Source organism: Phocicoccus schoeneichii, from assembly GCF_014635565.1.
Lineage (GTDB): Bacteria > Bacillota > Bacilli > Staphylococcales > Salinicoccaceae > Phocicoccus > Phocicoccus schoeneichii.
On sequence record NZ_BMDB01000003.1, the window covers coordinates 57,447 to 73,682 of the forward strand.

At 38.5% G+C, this 16,236-nt stretch carries 17 protein-coding genes; 5 read left to right on the forward strand and 12 right to left on the reverse strand.

The window, feature by feature from the left end; translation table 11 throughout:
* Positions 1 to 112 precede the first annotated feature (112 nt).
* From IEU51_RS06915 to rpoE, 3 genes are all read right to left on the reverse strand, one after another.
* Complete coding sequence (locus IEU51_RS06915) at positions 113 to 1,018, reverse strand: DNA-3-methyladenine glycosylase family protein (protein WP_186084696.1); 906 nt, start codon at positions 1,016 to 1,018, stop codon at positions 113 to 115.
* A gap of 106 nt (positions 1,019 to 1,124) precedes the next feature.
* Entirely contained in the window at positions 1,125 to 2,735 is a 1,611-nt protein-coding gene (locus tag IEU51_RS06920; RefSeq protein ID WP_186084698.1) for a CTP synthase, read from the reverse strand.
* Positions 2,736 to 2,867: 132 nt separating this feature from the next.
* Positions 2,868 to 3,377 (reverse strand): DNA-directed RNA polymerase subunit delta, encoded by a 510-nt coding sequence (gene rpoE, locus IEU51_RS06925; protein WP_186084700.1) that lies wholly within the window; start codon positions 3,375 to 3,377, stop codon positions 2,868 to 2,870.
* A 182-nt stretch (positions 3,378 to 3,559) separates the two neighbouring features.
* Here rpoE and IEU51_RS06930 point away from each other — a divergent pair, with 182 nt between their 5' ends.
* Together IEU51_RS06930 and coaW are read left to right on the forward strand one after the other, a co-directional pair.
* The gene (locus tag IEU51_RS06930) at positions 3,560 to 5,167 is read left to right on the forward strand and encodes a BCCT family transporter (protein ID WP_186084702.1); all 1,608 of its coding nucleotides are present in this window, start codon (positions 3,560 to 3,562) and stop codon (positions 5,165 to 5,167) included.
* A 68-nt stretch (positions 5,168 to 5,235) separates the two neighbouring features.
* Entirely contained in the window at positions 5,236 to 6,045 is an 810-nt protein-coding gene (gene coaW, locus IEU51_RS06935; RefSeq protein ID WP_186084704.1) for a type II pantothenate kinase, read from the forward strand.
* Here the strand turns inward: coaW and IEU51_RS06940 are convergent.
* From IEU51_RS06940 to IEU51_RS06965, 6 genes are all read right to left on the reverse strand, one after another.
* On the reverse strand, positions 6,035 to 6,715 hold the full coding sequence (locus tag IEU51_RS06940; RefSeq protein WP_186084706.1) for an ATP-binding cassette domain-containing protein: 681 nt from the start codon (positions 6,713 to 6,715) through the stop codon (positions 6,035 to 6,037). The two genes, coaW and IEU51_RS06940, sit on opposite strands and share 11 nt — an antisense overlap.
* A gap of 33 nt (positions 6,716 to 6,748) precedes the next feature.
* Entirely contained in the window at positions 6,749 to 7,174 is a 426-nt protein-coding gene (locus tag IEU51_RS06945; protein WP_229713908.1) for an OsmC family protein, read from the reverse strand.
* A 51-nt stretch (positions 7,175 to 7,225) separates the two neighbouring features.
* Positions 7,226 to 7,441, reverse strand: a complete 216-nt coding sequence (locus IEU51_RS06950) for a hypothetical protein (protein ID WP_186084708.1) — start codon at positions 7,439 to 7,441, stop codon at positions 7,226 to 7,228.
* Positions 7,442 to 7,630: 189 nt separating this feature from the next.
* Complete coding sequence (locus IEU51_RS06955; protein ID WP_186084710.1) at positions 7,631 to 8,140, reverse strand: GNAT family N-acetyltransferase; 510 nt, start codon at positions 8,138 to 8,140, stop codon at positions 7,631 to 7,633.
* A gap of 69 nt (positions 8,141 to 8,209) precedes the next feature.
* Positions 8,210 to 8,509, reverse strand: a complete 300-nt coding sequence (locus IEU51_RS06960) for an AzlD domain-containing protein (RefSeq protein ID WP_186084712.1) — start codon at positions 8,507 to 8,509, stop codon at positions 8,210 to 8,212.
* On the reverse strand, positions 8,506 to 9,198 hold the full coding sequence (locus tag IEU51_RS06965; protein ID WP_186084714.1) for an AzlC family ABC transporter permease: 693 nt from the start codon (positions 9,196 to 9,198) through the stop codon (positions 8,506 to 8,508). The genes IEU51_RS06960 and IEU51_RS06965 overlap by 4 nt, the downstream gene beginning before the upstream one ends.
* A gap of 83 nt (positions 9,199 to 9,281) precedes the next feature.
* Between IEU51_RS06965 and IEU51_RS06970 the strand changes: the two genes are divergently transcribed.
* Together IEU51_RS06970 and IEU51_RS06975 are read left to right on the forward strand one after the other, a co-directional pair.
* Positions 9,282 to 10,121 carry a Cof-type HAD-IIB family hydrolase gene (locus tag IEU51_RS06970; RefSeq protein ID WP_186084717.1) on the forward strand — a complete coding sequence of 280 codons (840 nt, stop codon included), beginning with the start codon at positions 9,282 to 9,284 and terminating at the stop codon, positions 10,119 to 10,121.
* A 15-nt stretch (positions 10,122 to 10,136) separates the two neighbouring features.
* Positions 10,137 to 11,336: an MFS transporter gene (locus tag IEU51_RS06975; protein ID WP_186084720.1), complete on the forward strand. Its 1,200-nt coding sequence runs from the start codon at positions 10,137 to 10,139 to the stop codon at positions 11,334 to 11,336.
* Positions 11,337 to 12,520: 1,184 nt separating this feature from the next.
* Here IEU51_RS06975 and IEU51_RS06980 read toward each other — a convergent pair.
* Positions 12,521 to 13,126, reverse strand: a complete 606-nt coding sequence (locus IEU51_RS06980) for an alpha/beta hydrolase (RefSeq protein WP_186084723.1) — start codon at positions 13,124 to 13,126, stop codon at positions 12,521 to 12,523.
* A 130-nt stretch (positions 13,127 to 13,256) separates the two neighbouring features.
* On the opposite strand from IEU51_RS06980, the gene IEU51_RS06985 reads away from it, so the two are divergent.
* Positions 13,257 to 14,177, forward strand: a complete 921-nt coding sequence (locus tag IEU51_RS06985; protein WP_188349293.1) for a VOC family protein — start codon at positions 13,257 to 13,259, stop codon at positions 14,175 to 14,177.
* A 234-nt stretch (positions 14,178 to 14,411) separates the two neighbouring features.
* Here IEU51_RS06985 and IEU51_RS06990 read toward each other — a convergent pair whose 3' ends face one another.
* Both IEU51_RS06990 and IEU51_RS06995 read right to left on the reverse strand, forming a co-directional pair.
* Entirely contained in the window at positions 14,412 to 15,194 is a 783-nt protein-coding gene (locus IEU51_RS06990; RefSeq protein ID WP_186084728.1) for a hypothetical protein, read from the reverse strand.
* Between the two features lie 55 nt (positions 15,195 to 15,249).
* Positions 15,250 to 16,230: a hypothetical protein gene (locus IEU51_RS06995; RefSeq protein WP_186084731.1), complete on the reverse strand. Its 981-nt coding sequence runs from the start codon at positions 16,228 to 16,230 to the stop codon at positions 15,250 to 15,252.
* Between the last annotated feature and the right edge of the window lie 6 nt (positions 16,231 to 16,236).

A 16,236-nucleotide genomic window follows, 5' to 3' on the forward strand; every position in this document is an offset into this window, starting at 1 on the left:
AGGAGTTAAAAAATATATTAATCTTAGGAAGTACAATATATTAAACTTCCTAAGATTTATTAAAAATTAGGTATTAAAACGCGTTCACAAAGCCCTATTTAGAAGTCGGAGTTTAATATTTCAATCTCCATAAATAAAAAGTTGCGTATGATTCCCAGTGCGACCAGCCTGCTGAAAGTTCCAGAATTTCATCTTTTGTTGGTTTTCGGTCGATATCGAGTTGAAATTTTATGGAATTATGAAGTCCGACATCATCAATCGGAAAGGCATTCGTGTAACGTAGGCATCGCATCAAGACATAGTTTGCTGTCCATGGACCGATTCCTCGGATTTTAACAAGAGCCTTCTCTGCTTTTTTAAAATCATTCATTTCAAGTAGTTCTTTTTTAGATAAACGCCCACTACTCATCTCTTTCGCAACTCCAATGATATATTCAATCTTTCTCTTTGTAAGTTGAACTCCTGTCATATCACCCGGCTCTAACTTTGCAATTGTGTCATATGATGGGAATATCCAATACTTTTTATTCTCATATTCAATGTAGTCTCCAAACTTCTCAACGAACTGTCTTTTAAGAGTATACGCAAATCCAATATTTATCTGTTGGCCAAGTATTCCCCAACATAATGCTTCAAATAAATCAGGAATCCCCATAGTTCGTAAGCCATAAAATCTATCTATCGTTTCTTTCAATAATTTGTCTTTGCCGGCTATTATATAGAACTCTTCCAAATCAGTGTCGAGATCAAACCAATTAGATACATAACTCACAAACTTTTCTTTGTCTTTCATCGTTTTAGGAATGTCTCCTGACAAGAATTCCACGACTAAATATTTATTATCATCAGAACTCACTTTCACCAAAGTATTAAAGATTACCTTCAAAACCGTGTCATCCATAACCTCGTACAAACACTCATTCAAATCTCTTTTCAGATAATCCAGATTCACCTTGAAATCAAACAGTTCCGGAAGTTCTATCCATATCGTCGTGTCTTTATCGATCCAATATCGCATCTTAAAGAACCCCATTTCTTAATTAAATTGTACACTCAAAAAGAAGATAACATAAAAAAAACCAAACGATACACTGTCGTTTGGCTTTCTCTTACCCTATCTATTATTACTTGTTTGTTCTAGCTTTAAGTGCCGCTTCGATTAACCCTCTGAATAATGGGTGTGGACGTGTTGGTCTTGATTTGAATTCTGGATGGAATTGTACACCTACGTAGAATGGATGGTCTGAAATTTCTACCATCTCAACGAGTCTCCCGTCTGGTGATACTCCTGAGAATACAAGTCCTTTGTCACTTAATTGATCTTTATATTTGTTGTTAAATTCAAAACGGTGTCTATGACGTTCTGAGATTTCAGTTTCGCCATATAGTTTATGAGCGACTGTACCTTCAGTGATTACTGCAGGATACGCGCCAAGTCTTAATGTGCCGCCAACATCTACAACTTCTACTTGGTCTGGCATTAAGTCGATTACAGGGTTTTTAGTTGTTGGATCTAACTCGCTTGAATGCGCATCAGTAATACCAACAACGTTTCTTGCATACTCAACTGTCATGAGCTGCATTCCGAGACAAATTCCAAGTAATGGTTTGCCAGTTTCACGTGCAAATTTAAGTGCATGTAATTTACCATCGATACCACGGTCGCCAAATCCGCCTGGTACAACGATACCGTCAAGGTCACTTAAAATCTCAACATAGTTACCTTCGTGAACGAGTGAAGAATCGATCCACTCAATTTCAATGTCTGCTAAGTTTTCGAACCCAGCGTGACGTAATGATTCAGCAACTGATAGATACGCATCTTGTAACTCAACATATTTACCAACGATACCGATTGTCACTGTTTTATCTAATTTGTTAATGTTTTCTAACATGTGAACCCAGTCCTCTAGGTCTGCTTCACGTTTAGATTCTAAGCCTAGAGTATCTAACACAATATCATCCATGTCTTGATCTTGTAAGCTTAATACAATGTTATAAATTGTTTCTTCGTCTTTTGCTTCAATAACATTTTCTTTTTTCACGTCAGAGAATAATGCAATTTTATCTCTTAAATCTTCAGTCATTTCGTACTCTGTACGTACAACAATCATGTCTGGTTGAATACCTAAGCTACGTAATTCTTTAACAGAGTGTTGCGTAGGTTTTGTTTTCATCTCACCAGCTGCTTTGATATATGGAAGCAATGTACAGTGGATAAACATCACGTTCTCTTTACCAAGTTGTGAACGTAATTGGCGAATCGACTCAACGAATGGAAGTGACTCTATGTCCCCTACTGTTCCACCGATTTCAGTAATAACGATGTCTGCGTTTGTAGCTTCACCATTTGCCATCATGCGTGATTTAATTTCATTAGTGATATGTGGAATAACTTGAACTGTTCCACCTAGGTAGTCTCCGTGTCGTTCTTTTCTTAAAACTTCAGAGTAAATCTTACCTGCTGTTGCGTTGGAATACTTGTTGACAGTGATATCAATAAATCTCTCATAGTGTCCGAGATCTAAATCTGTTTCTGCGCCGTCCTCAGTTACGAAAACCTCACCGTGTTGAAATGGGCTCATCGTTCCTGGATCCACGTTCAAGTATGGGTCAAACTTCTGTACTGTTACCTCAAATCCACGACTTTTCAATAATCTACCGAGTGATGCTGCTGTGATACCTTTACCGAGTGACGATACAACTCCGCCTGTTACAAAAATATACTTTGTCAAAAAAGTTTCCTCCTAAAAAAATAAAAAAGGCTCCCTTCCACGTAAATGTGAAAAGGAGCTCATATACAATCCCATTTAAGGGAGCCCAATTAAAATATTAGCACGTTTCACGATTTTGTCAATCAAAAAAATTTAGTAGTCGTCGCCATCATCATAATTGTCTTCTAGAGTATCTCCGTCATCATAGTTCAGATCTTTTGTGTCGATGTCTTCATCATCAATCACAGAATCGATGTCAGCAGCATCTTCATCTTCTTCCACTGCTTCCTCTGAAACTACGTCGTCTTCTAATTTTTCGATGTCATAATCAACATCATCTTCTAAGTAATCATTGTCATCTACAACGTCAAACTTATGAACAGTTGGCGCGATTTTTTCGTTGATGTCGTCTACTGAGAACCATTTTCTAAGTCCCCAAACGCCATCACCTGTTGATACAAAACGACCATCTGTATTTAAATCTGTATAGAATTGTAAAATACGATTTTCGATTTCTTTTTCAGTATATCCACCGATATCTTTGAACTTATCTACAATATCGTAAAGATGCGTTTCTTTTCCAACTTCTTCTAAATATATGTGTGACATGTCAATGAAAGAACTCTCGTCAATCATCTCTTTTGTAAAGTCATCTAATTTCATTCTATGTTACTTCCTTTCCGAAACATAAATGTCAACGTTATATTACATACTTATTAGATAAAACACAAGTAATTTTTTTCATTGTATCACAGTTCTTTTATATGCACTTAAAATTTATATGAGATTTTTGTTTAAAGACGTTAGATTAGGGTAAAAGCTATAAAACTTAGGAGGAAATTCTTGTGACAGAAAACAATAATAATGACAAGAGTAATAACAAGCGAGTCAATGAATCGGAAGAAACAAGCCCCCCGCTTAAGCTCGGAGTAGTATTCTGGGGAGCTGCGATTATTATATTAGTCGTTGCAATAATCGCAATGATTATACCATCGCAAGTACAAATGGCTTCTGAAACTGTTTATTCATTTATATCAGATAAGTTTAGCTGGTTCTTCTTACTTGTTGTATTTGGCTTCGGAGTATTCTTACTATTCCTAGCCATTTCGCCGTATGGAAGAATTAAACTCGGTGAAGATGATTCTGAACCCGAATTCTCATTCTGGTCATGGATTGGGATGCTTTTCTCAAGTGGTCTTGGTGTCGGTCTCGTATTCTATGGGGTCGCTGAACCTATGGAACACTTTGTAAAATCACCATTCTTAGGTGGACCAGTTGAAAACGCTGAAGCGGCACGTATCGCAATGGGATACACATACTTCCACTGGGGTATTTCACAGTGGTCAATCTTTGGTGTGGCAGGACTTACCATTGGGTATTTCCAATATAGAAAAAAACGTGATGGTCTCGTTTCAACATCATTAGAACCTTTGTTAGGGTTTAACTACAGCACTAAAGCACGTAAAGGCTTAGATATTTTAGCAATTATCGCAACAGTTACAGGTATGGCAACATCTGTTGGTCTTGGTATCCTACAAATGGACGGTGGTTTAAACATCGCCTACGGAATTCCAAACGGACCTATGACGCAAGTCATTTTAACAATTCTTATGACTGTATTATTTATTATTTCAACAACGACTGGACTTAAAAAGGGCATGAAGTTCTTAAGTACGACGAACATGGTACTTGCAATGTTCTTAACAGTGTTCGTAATGTTCTTTGGACCATTCACATTTATTATGGAATCGATCGTAGTCGGAATGGGAGATTATATTACTAACTTCGTTGGTTATTCTCTACGTCTACAACCATACTCAGGTCAACATTGGGTACAAGACTGGACAGTCTTCTATTGGGCTTGGGTAATTGCATGGAGTCCATTCATCGGTTCATTTGTTGCACGTGTATCACGTGGTAGAACAATTCGTGAATATGTTATGGGTATCTTAATTGTACCTCCAATCCTTTCATTCTTATGGGTAGGTGCCCTTGGTGGTTCAGCAATTTACTCTGACTTATTCAACAACACAAATATTGGTGAAATTGTACTTGATGACCAAACTAGAGCGCTATTTGCACTTCTAAATACAATGCCATTTGAACTCATAACATCAGCAATTGCAATTCTACTCATCTTCCTATTCTTAGTAACGTCTGCAGACTCTGCTACGTTCATCGTTTCAGGTATGAGTATTGGTAACACTGAGAACCCACCAATTAAACTTAAAGTACTTTGGGGTGTAATCTTAGGTGTACTTACAATCGCACTTATTCTCGCTGGTGGACTGACAAGTTTACAGGCCGCAAGTTTACTCGCCGGATTACCGTTCGCAATCGTCTTGATAATGATGATATTCAGTGTATCTAGAAGTCTGAGACGCGAACCAAACCGAGCGCTTGTCAGACGTCGTCACTCACACAATGCAAAAGAAGAACATAAACAATTTTAATTCAGACTAGCAAACGAAAATATCTTAGTATATCATCTATACTAAGATATTTTTTTGTGGAGGCCGCTATGAAAATTGGCATAGATGCAGGTGGAACATTAACTAAAATGGTCATAATCGATAAAGACAATCACTACTCTTTTGACGTACGACCAACAAGTCAAGTGGATCTACTTATAAAGGAATTAAATGAGATGGACGATATAAAAGTGTATCTTACTGGTGGACAAAGTGTTTATATCTCTGAAAATATTAGACATGAATCACACTTATCGATAGAGTTTGATGCGACTTATGTGGGGCTTAAAAAGTTGATGGACCGAGCAGGTATTCATCTTGATAAGTTCGTATATTTAAACGTTGGTACCGGAACGAGTTTCCACCAAGCGGATCAGAATTCACAAGTACGCGTTGGTGGAACTGGTGTGGGTGGCGGTACATTGATGGGATTGTCTTATCTTTTAACTGGGATTGAATCGTTTGAAGATATTGTTGAAGAATCAAAAAAAGGGTCTCGCGACACGCTTGATTTAAAGGTGAAACACATCTTTAAAGGCGGTCCGAGCCCATTGCCTGGAGATTTAACAGCGAGTAACTTTGCGCATGTTGAACATGGTCACTTTGAAACTGCGACAAATGCAGATAAAATTGCGTCAGTCATTGGTCTTGTCGCAGAAACTGTGACGTCTTTCGGTGTTACACTCGCAAATGGTTTTGGCACGGAAGACATGGTCTTTTTAGGATCAACACTCAATGACAACCAAGTCATGCGTGACGTGATTTACAGCTATGGTCCAATGAAAGGGATTAAGCCGTATATCATCGAGCATGGTGAATTCAGTGGTGCGCTCGGCTCTATTCTCGTATTTACAGAATAATATGCCTTGATCCACTCAATTCTCTGATTTTGACACTCGTGTCAAATGCATCAGAGAGCGTGATTTCATCAATATTTTGTGGTGCATTCTGAGACAGGAGTGCGCCTTTTTTTATGACTAAAATCTCGTCAGCGTATTTTAAAGATAAAGATAGCTGATGCACGCTGGCGATGATTATTTTATCTTTTAAGGTGCTCAAGTACTCAAAGACGTGCTTTTGAAATGCGATATCTAAACTCTGATCAATCTCATCTAGTAAGAGAATGGGTTTATCTTCTAAAATAATTTGGGCGAGTTGCGCACGTTTAAACTCCCCACCAGATAACGTTTCGATTCGTGCGTCTCGTAAATCTGTTAGATTAAAAATATCTAACATCTCGCCAGAATCTTTTTCTGTCGTCAGTTCAACAAAATCTTTTACGGATAATAAGGATCGCGGCATTTCTTGTGGGAGGTACGCATAAGTGTGATGAGACAGTGGCTTAGAGTTATAGTTTACGTCACGAACTGTCCCGGATTTTTCATCATAAAAACCTGTGAGTCCCGTTAAAAAAGTACTCTTCCCACTTCCATTTTGACCAACTATCATTGTGAGTCCAGGACGAATCTTTGTATTCATATTCAGATGAAAGCTCCCAAGGTCAATCGATAATTCATTAATCGTCAACATAGTGTTTCCTTAAAAAATAGACTGAGGATTCCCTCAGTCTACTCTACTTCCATTTAAATAAGTTTCTACGCGTGTTTTTGCTTTTAATGAGTTGATTGCTGAGCAATATTTATCATGTGATAATTCTACTGCACGCTTCACAGTTTTCGCAGGAACGTTACCTTCTACGTGCACTCTTACTACAACATCTGTGTAGAATTTTGGCGCTTCGTCGTTTCTAGTTCCGACAACTTCAAGTTCCAGATTTTTCACTTCATCCATATTGTGACGCATGATTACACAAATATCGATACCCATACAACCTGCAACACCATGGAGTAACATCTCCATCGGTGAAGAAGCACTCGCATCGCCACCTGCTTCTTTATTCGCATCCATATTTACTTTAAAGCCTGTGTTTTGTCCTTCAGACTCAAACTTAATGTTACCCTGCCATTTCGTTTTTACGCTAATTGACATGATGATTCCTCCTTAATTTACTATAGTATACATAAAGAAATTAAAACTCGCTCACTCTTTGTCTCTCATTTCTTCAACGGATGGACGGTTACTTCTGTACGATAATAATAAGAATATAAAGAGCAGAAACATGATAATCATAATACCGATGATGATCACAAGACTTAATGGAGAATCATTCGTCACCGTGCTCGTAATCGAGAAAATGATACCACCAGTAAACAGTGCGCCTACAAACGCATATACAATAACTTGCCAGTTTTTCATAAACGTTCACCTATTCATTTTGATACATTAAATATATCATGAAAACTCATGTTTTTATCTCAAAATTCATGACAAAACAATTACGGTTTATAAAGATAAAAACACGCACGAAATGCCGTGCACCCCTTAATTTTGGCTTAAGGGGTACGCGTCAAAATTCTAAGTGCGTGTTTTTAATGCGTATAAAACTTATTTGTTTACCCAAAGCGTCATGTAGATCAAATCCGTATAGCCTTCCTTGAGTTTCACTTGATTGGTTAGTCTCGCTTCTTCTTTAAAACCAAAGCGTTCGTAGAGTCTGATTGCGCCTGGGTTATTAGAAAATACAGTGAGCATAATTTTTTCGATGAGTGGGTTTTCTTCAGCAAATTCAATCGCGCCTTTAACTAGGCTTGACCCGATACCCATCCCTGCATAATCTTGTTGAACACTAATACCAAACTGCGCAATGTGTTCAAACTTTTTTCTTAAATCTTGTTTCATATTAATAATTCCAACGATTTTTCCGTCTACAACTGCGACTCGCTTATAATCGTTTGGCCCCACTTCTGTGATTGCCTCTTCTTGTTCATTGATTGAAATATAATGGTTCTCAATCAAAGTCGCGAGCGTATCGGGATTTTCTCTCGTTACAATCAATTTATGATCGATCAATTGCTCTGCGTCGCTAACAACAGAATTTCTAATTTCAAAATCCATTTTATTCACCTCAAAAAGCTATTATCCATATATTATCATGAGAGTAAATATGGTACACGTAATTGAGCTTTAAGGCAGTAGCATTAGCACATAAACAAACGCGACAGATAATACGACGATGAAAAATAACGGTACCCTTAGTATTCCAAGCGCTGCTGCGAATACACCAGCTAAGAGTCCTTGAGTCGGTGTTTCAACCGCAGTTAAAATTCCTGGAAAGACTAAAACACCAAGAGCCGCAATCGGTATGTAATTTAAAAAAGCAACAAAATTTTCAGGTAGCTCGAGTTTCCCAACGAAAAACGTAGGTACTACTCTAATCGAGACGTTGACCACAGTCAATATTAAGATTAAGACAAGCACACTCATGACACTGGCCCCCTTTTTCTTTCACGTAGCTCTAACAAGAGACCGACAGATGATGCTGTTAACATTGCGATTACAATCGCAATTCCAGGAGCAATCCCAACCTCAATTAAGAAAAAGTGTAACGTCATACCGAGTCCTGCCACAATGATGTTTCTTACATTTGAACCAAGTGATGGCATGAGAAGTGCAATGAACAAAGCATATAACGCAATTCCACTTGCAATAACCAAGCGCTCACTCATAATTTCTCCAGTGAGATATCCCACTATAGTGAATACTACCCAAAATAGATATGATACAAAAACAGTAATAAGGTAATCTGCGAATGTTTTACGTTCTGGACCATATCGACTTGTGAGTGCGAACGATTCATCTGTCACAAATAAAGATATCATAAATCGTTTCACGATATTTAAATGACGCAAATCATAGTTGATTTTAAAACTCATGACAAACATACGTGAGTTTAAGATGAAAATAGCAATGATGATTGCGATGTAACTACTATCATTTAACATTTGTAATGTTAAAAATTGTCCTGCTCCACCATAATTCATGGCACTCATCAGGCTAGTCGCTAACAAATCAAGGATTGGCTTTGCAGTAATTCCGAACGCGACCGCTACTGGTAGATACCCGAGACCAATAGTCGTGCCATCGGAAAAGGCACGCTTGTATACATCTTTCAAAAAATCTCTCTCCTTGTGTTAAAATAATATTAATATTGTATCATAAATATTCTGAATATTATTGAAATGGAGAGATTCTTTTTATGAACGCAATTGCGATTGATTTAGATGGGACTGCACTTACTCATGGAGGCGTGTTTTCATCTCACTTAAATGATGTTTTAAACACGTTAAGTGACAGAGGATTTAAAATTATCATCGCTACTGGACGCTCAATGAAGTCGCTCAGTACGAAGATTCCTGATACATTAAAAGTCGATGGCTACGTTGCAGCGAGTGGGGTTCGCGTACAGACACCGGATGAAGTATTAGAGAGCCATGTGTTTGACGAAGAGACTGCGAATTTTATCTTGGAATTAGCACGTGAGCATAAAATGTATTATGAAATTAACACGGTGACGGATGGTCCGTATACATTTGAATCAGATCGCGAATATATTATGGAAGATCTCTTAAGTCCGCCCGGTGAAAATGCGTACGGTTATGAACTCATTGGAATTGAACGCACGCTGAAAAGTAAAGAACAATGGGTCGACTATGTGGATATGTCTCAAACGATTAAATTTTATTTCTTTAGCATGAATGGTGAAAAAATCGCAAACTTTTATAATGTGTTAGATGAAAACAACGATGCGAAATATGCGCTATACCAGACGGCTCCGCATAATTCAGAAACAATGGTCAGCGGTGTCGATAAAGGCACGGGCCTCGAAACACTTCTCGGTCACTTAGGTGTTTCGTTTGAGAATCTACATGTGTTTGGTGACAGCATGAATGATACTCCGATGTTTTTACGCGCTGGGAAAAAAACAGCGATGAAAAACGCGACGGATGAATTAAAACAAATTGCGGATGATGTGACACAGTTTTCGTGTGATGATGATGGGCTTGCGAAATATTTAGAAGACCATTATTTAAATTAGAACTGGAGAGAGACTATGGACCATGAAGACACCTACATTATTAAGGGGACAAAAGAGTATACAAAACTTAATATCGCATTTTTCTTAGCAGGATTTACGATTTTTTCTGTCCTCTACTCTGTTCAGCCACTCATGCCGTACTTCGTAGATATTTATGGTATTTCTGAGACGCGGGCGAGCCTGGTTTTATCTTCTTCGACTGTGGCATTAGCACTCGCCATGCTTGTATACGGTGCGTTATCAGAAGTCATTGGACGCAGAAAAATCATGATCTTTTCAGTTATCTCGGTGTCGCTGTTTGCACTTGTGATGCCGTTTGTACATAATTTTGACGTACTCGTATTCTTGAGACTTGTGCAAGGTGTGTGTCTTGCGGGACTACCAGCGATTGCGATGGCGTTCATTAGTGAAGAGGTGTCGCCGGTTTCTCAGGCCTCGGCAATTGGAATCTACATTTCGGGGAATGCGTTTGGTGGCGCGTTTGGACGTATTTTTACGAACTATGTTTCGTCTTTATACGGCCTTGAAAATGGACTTTTGGCAATTTCAATTTTGAGTGTGATCGCGACTGTTCTGTTTGTTGTCATGCTACCACCATCGAGACACTTTGTTAAGGTGGAATTGAATGTGCGAGAGTTGCTAGGTGCGTACAAAGATCACTTGATGAACCGCGCTTTATTGCAGCCATTTATGCTTGGATTATTGCTGATGGGCGGTAATATTGCGCTCTTTAACTACATCAGTTTCGAACTCATCAATAATTACGGTATCAAGGCGCAGTATGTGAGTTTCTTGTATCTCTTATTTCTTTTAGGCATCATTTCATCAATGACGATTGGGCGTGTTTCAAACCAATTTGGAATATTTAACTCGCTCGAGTATAACCTCTTGCTATTTATTGGAGGCGCGCTGATTACACTTGTGCCAAGTGTCACGGTTAAAGTCATTGGACTCGGACTCACGATATTTGGATTCTTTGGAGGGCATTCGATGGCGAGTTCGATGGTCGGACACCGTGCGAGAGACCACCGCGCGCAAGCGACAAGTCTGTACTTGCTCTTTTATTACACAGGCACATCGCTCGGCGGAACCGTCGGTGGGATATTCTATAGTCACATGCACTGGCCAGGCGTCGTAATACTCGCCGTCGTCTTTATGATCTGTGCATTACTCATTCTATTCAACATGAAACACGTTAAGAACACTCCGTTTTAAGATAAAAACAGGCAATCCCTTGAGAGACGGGACTGCCTTTTTTTGTTTGTATTAAGCTTTTTGCGGTAATGTCTGGAAATGCTGGCATAACGTTAGAAGGCGCGCAACCTTATTGAGGTAAACTTGGTTTTTATCGGATTAGCGCTGAAAGGTCCGTAATATTCTTGAGATAATCTTGAATTCCAATTCAGTAGCGCGAAGATACTCCTCACATCGTTGCGCTAATTGGAGTTTCACTGACGGTAGCGCGAAGATACTCCCCACATCGTTGCGCTAAATCGAGTTTGGTTGGCGGTAGCGCGAAGATACTCCACACATCGTTGCGCTAAATGGAGTTTGTATGAGGGTAGCGCGAAGATACGCCCCACATCGTTGCGCTAATTGGAGTTTCGCTGGCGGTAGCGCGAAGATACTCCTCACATCGTTGCGCTAAATCGAGTTTGGCAGTTGGTAGCGCGAAGATACTCCTCACATCGTTGCGCTAATCACAGCCTACTTAGCAATAGCGCAACAACCCTCCAGCTACCCTATTGCTAATCACTTCATTTCTTACATTAGCTATAAGGTAAATTTCTTTGACTATAGCTAATTTCAGTTTTTATCTGTTTAGCTATATAGCAATCACTTTTGACTATTGCTAATCACTTCATTTCTTACATTAGCTATAGGGTAAACTTTTTTGACTATAGCTAATTTCAGTTTTTATCTGTTTAGCTATATAGCAATCACTTTTAACTATAGCTAATTCAACTTTCCAGCACTTTAGCTGTATAGCACATCTCTTCATATTACAGCTAATTCCACTTTCCAGACGATTTGCTTTAGAGATTGTTTTTATCTGAATATATTTGTGAATGACTGTCAATCCTGCCACAAAACAAACATTTTTAATGATTATCAGGAAGATACTTTTTGGATTGTTACCTTATTCATTAACTTTTTCAGATCAGAGTCAGGATACTCACTGAATCCCTCCTCTAACAAGACTTTATAACACGTTAGCTTCCGGATACAGAGAGTATCCTTACGCTATTTATTACTTCCAGTGACTTAGCGGTAGGATACTGTTTTTATCCTACCCCTAATTGTTATTTCCAATAATTTAAGGGAGGGATACTGTGTTTATCTTTAAAATTAAGATATAAAAACAGCCTTTCTGAAGCTAATTCAACAATGTGTTTACATTATTTAACTCCTAACAGCCACACGTGGCCTTCCATCGGTTCCATCGGATCGATTTCGTGGCTGCCGTCTGTGAGTTTAACTTCTGCTTTCGCGCTACGTGCTTCTAGCAACTGTTTTAATTTGTATGCTTCGCCGGCTGTTGTCATCGCGTCGCGTGCACCGGCTGTCAAGAGTACGTTCAAATGACTTAAGTCTACGTCACTCACTTGCTCACTGAAATATCCTGGATGCATGAGCATCGCACCTAAAAATTTCGTTTTATGATTTAAAAGCATGTGTGCTGCGATATTGGCACCATTTGAATAACCGATTAAAACGGTACGCGTCAGATCAAATCCAAATTCCTGACTGTCTGCCACAATCTGGTTGAAGAGTTTTTCACTTTCATTTTTGAGACTGTCTTCATCGAACGTTCTTAAATTTAAACGTTCAAAGAATCTTGTCTGCTCTCCTTCTAAAACCTCTCCACGATATGCAAGCACATTCGCATTCTGATCGACAGTTGCTGCAACGTGAAGTAAGTCTGTTTCGCGTCCACCTGTACCATGCAGGAGGATAAGCGTAATATCACTTTTTTCATTTCCTTTTATAAAGATACGTTTCAAAATTATCACTCCACTCTTTCTAATAGTATATGATAATTAGTTTCGGTTGAGTATGTTTTTAACTTGAGTAGATAAATCAACAATCTAAGAATTTGGTGCTATACTTATTTTATTAAAAGGAGTGGTAAATATGCTCGCAAAAGGCATACATCACGTTTCTGCAATTACGAGAAATATTCAACATAATTATTATTTTATGACGAAAATTTTAGGGTTACGACTCGTGAAAAAGACAGTCAATCAAGATGATACAAGCATGTATCACCTATTTTATGCGGACTATAAAGGATCGCCTGGGACGGACATGACGTTCTTTGAAATAAAAGGTACAGATCAATACACTGCTGGCACAAACGCGATTACGAAAACGATATTCCGCGTGAAGACGAATGAGGCATTAAATTATTGGATAGATCGATTCGATGAACACAAAGTTGAGCACGGTGACATCATAGAATATTACGGAAAAAATGCCATTGAATTCTTTGATGATGAAGAACAACGCATGATGCTGATTGTAGATCCAGTTGAAGAAACGGTTGAGCCATTTGGCAATGACGGCGAAATCGACGAAGCCTATCGTATCACGAGTCTGCACGGCGTCGAAGTTACAGTACAATATGCACAACCCTTTGTTGAATTCATGGGATTACTTGGGGGTAAAAGTAACGGCAAGACGGACATTGTAGCGTTCGGCAATGACAATATTTACGTCAAAGAACTTCGCCAGACTTTCGTAGAAAAACAAGGGTACGGCAGTGTGCATCACTTTGCACTTCAAGTAGAAGACGACGCAGCGCTAAACGAGATGCTCGAACTCGTTAAGAAAGAGCGTTACGCAAACTCTGGAATCGTCGACCGATATTATTTCAAAGCACTCTACGTTCAGTCACCAAACAATATCACGGTAGAAATTTCAACAAATGGCCCAGGATTCACTAGTGACGAGAACCTAGAAACATTGGGCGAGAAACTCGCGCTCCCTCCATTTTTAGAACAAGACCGCACATTCATAGAACTCTATTTAAAACCAGTAGACCAGTTTCAATAAGATAAAAACACGCGTTTTATAAAATGTTGCGCACCCCTTAAGTTGGACTTAATCACCAACTTAAGGGGTGCTTTTGTATGAAAAATAAAAAACATAGTGTTGTGTTCAGTAATTGAAGCGAGTTCTATAAAAATTCGTTCTCTTTCACCATGTCCCGCCTCCACAAATATCTCTTAATTCTATTATAAGACAAAAAAATTCTCCAAAACACGTGTGTTTTGGAGAATATGTGAATTACATTTCAGGTAATGCGATTGGTTCAATTTTGTCAAACGCGTCGTAATGAATCTCACCATCGAAATCAATGCCACCTTCTTGGTCATTGATTTCAGATGAAAACAGAACATCTTTAATGAGTTTTTCTTTATCGTCAACTGTAAATTCAATTTTTGTTTGATGGTCTGTCGTATTCACCGTACCGAAATTCACTTGTAAATATTGCTCGAGACGGTTGTACACAAATCCATCATCACCTTCGTACACATATTTCACTTCGCCGCCTTCTTCAACGCGCTCTAATTCATTATAAATATCACTGAAATATTGCACAGCCTGATCATACGTCACATGGAAAAGTGCGTTCAGTTCCACAGAATCTGAAATATCTACCCACTCTTCACTGTTATTAAAATATGTTTGTCCGTCTACTGAAACCATGCGTAACTCACCAAATGTTTGTAATTCAAACGCTGGATTTTCACCATTGATATAGTTCACATCCAAATTGAGCGATTCTTCTTCACTATTATCTAGATTCGCGTTCATATCAATGACCGCATGATAAGATTCGACTGACTCACCTTTATCTTTGATTGCAGTAAGTTCTTTGTCTTCGTCGATCGATTCTTCAGACTCCGTGTCTTTTTCTGCAGTGTCTTCTGTTTCATTTGACTCTTCGACTTTATTTGTAGTCTGTGTTTCGTCTTCTTTAACTGTATCTTTTGTATCATCTTGAGAACATGCCACTAAAATTGAGAGTGTTAACATGGATACAAAAAGCATTCTTAAACTATTCATGCTAATGCTCCTTAATTCAGTCTTAACCTATATTAAATAGTAGCATGAATTCAGTTTAACTCATAGTAATATGCTGAGTGCCATCTTCTCTATAATCATCTTGTGAAGGTGCTTCATGTTTTCTTTCGTAACGATCACGACCGTTGAAGTAATACGAAATAAACGAACCGATCATGTAGTAACCGATAAAGATATACATAATCATAATTCCAATCGTGAGTATGATCATTCCAACCGCAATACCTACAGGCATCGTGTCTGAAGTGCTTAGCGTGAGTCCTGCAATCACCATGATAATAATCGCTGCAAAAATTAAAATGACTGGAATTATCATCAAGATAAAGTTACTAAATAATAATTTCAGTAAGTCTTTAAATGATTGGAATGCGATTGTCAATCCTTTCGCGAGCTTGCTACCAAGCGTTGTTTGTGGCTGATCAATATGATTTAGCATGATCATTGTAATCGCAAGTTGTAAAAGTATCGAAAATGCGATCTGAAACATTGCTAATACAAATTGAAGAATGATTAAAACAATTGATGCACCAATCGAGAGTGCTTCTATTCCTTCAGGGTCAATAAGTGCACTACCGACTCCGAAGAGTGATGCAACCACAAATACGAGTCCGTATACCACACCAGAAACGACACTTGAAATTACCATAGCCATAATCATCAGAAGTAAAATGATGCCGACTGATTTCCAGAAATTGCCTTTTCTAAATAAAATCAGTCCATCCTTAAAACTAAAATCCGTACCGTTATAGCCGTACATATAATAAGCGTAAATACTATATTGTAGCGGCATCAAGACGAGAATTGAGAACGCCAGTAAGGCAAGTCCCCCAAAAATAAATGTCATAATACCTAAAGCGATATAATCTCCAAATATCATGCCCATTCCGCCGCCAAATACGACACCTGTAAGAACTGTCATGAGAATAAATGCGAGTAACATCATAAGTAGTCCATAGAAAAACACTTTTAAGTGTTGTCCACGCGCATTTCTAAAGTAATCTCTGTGAAAAAAGAACATAGTCGA

Coding starts and splice junctions, on each gene's coding strand:
- IEU51_RS06915 (WP_186084696.1), bottom strand. CDS start 1,018: ATGCGATATTGGATCGATAAAGACACGACGATATGGATAGAACTTCCG.
- rpoE (WP_186084700.1), bottom strand. CDS start 3,377: ATGAAATTAGATGACTTTACAAAAGAGATGATTGACGAGAGTTCTTTC.
- coaW (WP_186084704.1), top strand. CDS start 5,236: ATGAAAATTGGCATAGATGCAGGTGGAACATTAACTAAAATGGTCATA.
- IEU51_RS06940 (WP_186084706.1), bottom strand. CDS start 6,715: ATGTTGACGATTAATGAATTATCGATTGACCTTGGGAGCTTTCATCTG.
- IEU51_RS06945 (WP_229713908.1), bottom strand. CDS start 7,174: ATGTCAATTAGCGTAAAAACGAAATGGCAGGGTAACATTAAGTTTGAG.
- IEU51_RS06950 (WP_186084708.1), bottom strand. CDS start 7,441: ATGAAAAACTGGCAAGTTATTGTATATGCGTTTGTAGGCGCACTGTTT.
- IEU51_RS06955 (WP_186084710.1), bottom strand. CDS start 8,140: ATGGATTTTGAAATTAGAAATTCTGTTGTTAGCGACGCAGAGCAATTG.
- IEU51_RS06960 (WP_186084712.1), bottom strand. CDS start 8,509: ATGAGTGTGCTTGTCTTAATCTTAATATTGACTGTGGTCAACGTCTCG.
- IEU51_RS06970 (WP_186084717.1), top strand. CDS start 9,282: ATGAACGCAATTGCGATTGATTTAGATGGGACTGCACTTACTCATGGA.
- IEU51_RS06975 (WP_186084720.1), top strand. CDS start 10,137: ATGGACCATGAAGACACCTACATTATTAAGGGGACAAAAGAGTATACA.
- IEU51_RS06985 (WP_188349293.1), top strand. CDS start 13,257: ATGCTCGCAAAAGGCATACATCACGTTTCTGCAATTACGAGAAATATT.
- IEU51_RS06990 (WP_186084728.1), bottom strand. CDS start 15,194: ATGAATAGTTTAAGAATGCTTTTTGTATCCATGTTAACACTCTCAATT.
- IEU51_RS06995 (WP_186084731.1), bottom strand. CDS start 16,230: ATGTTCTTTTTTCACAGAGATTACTTTAGAAATGCGCGTGGACAACAC.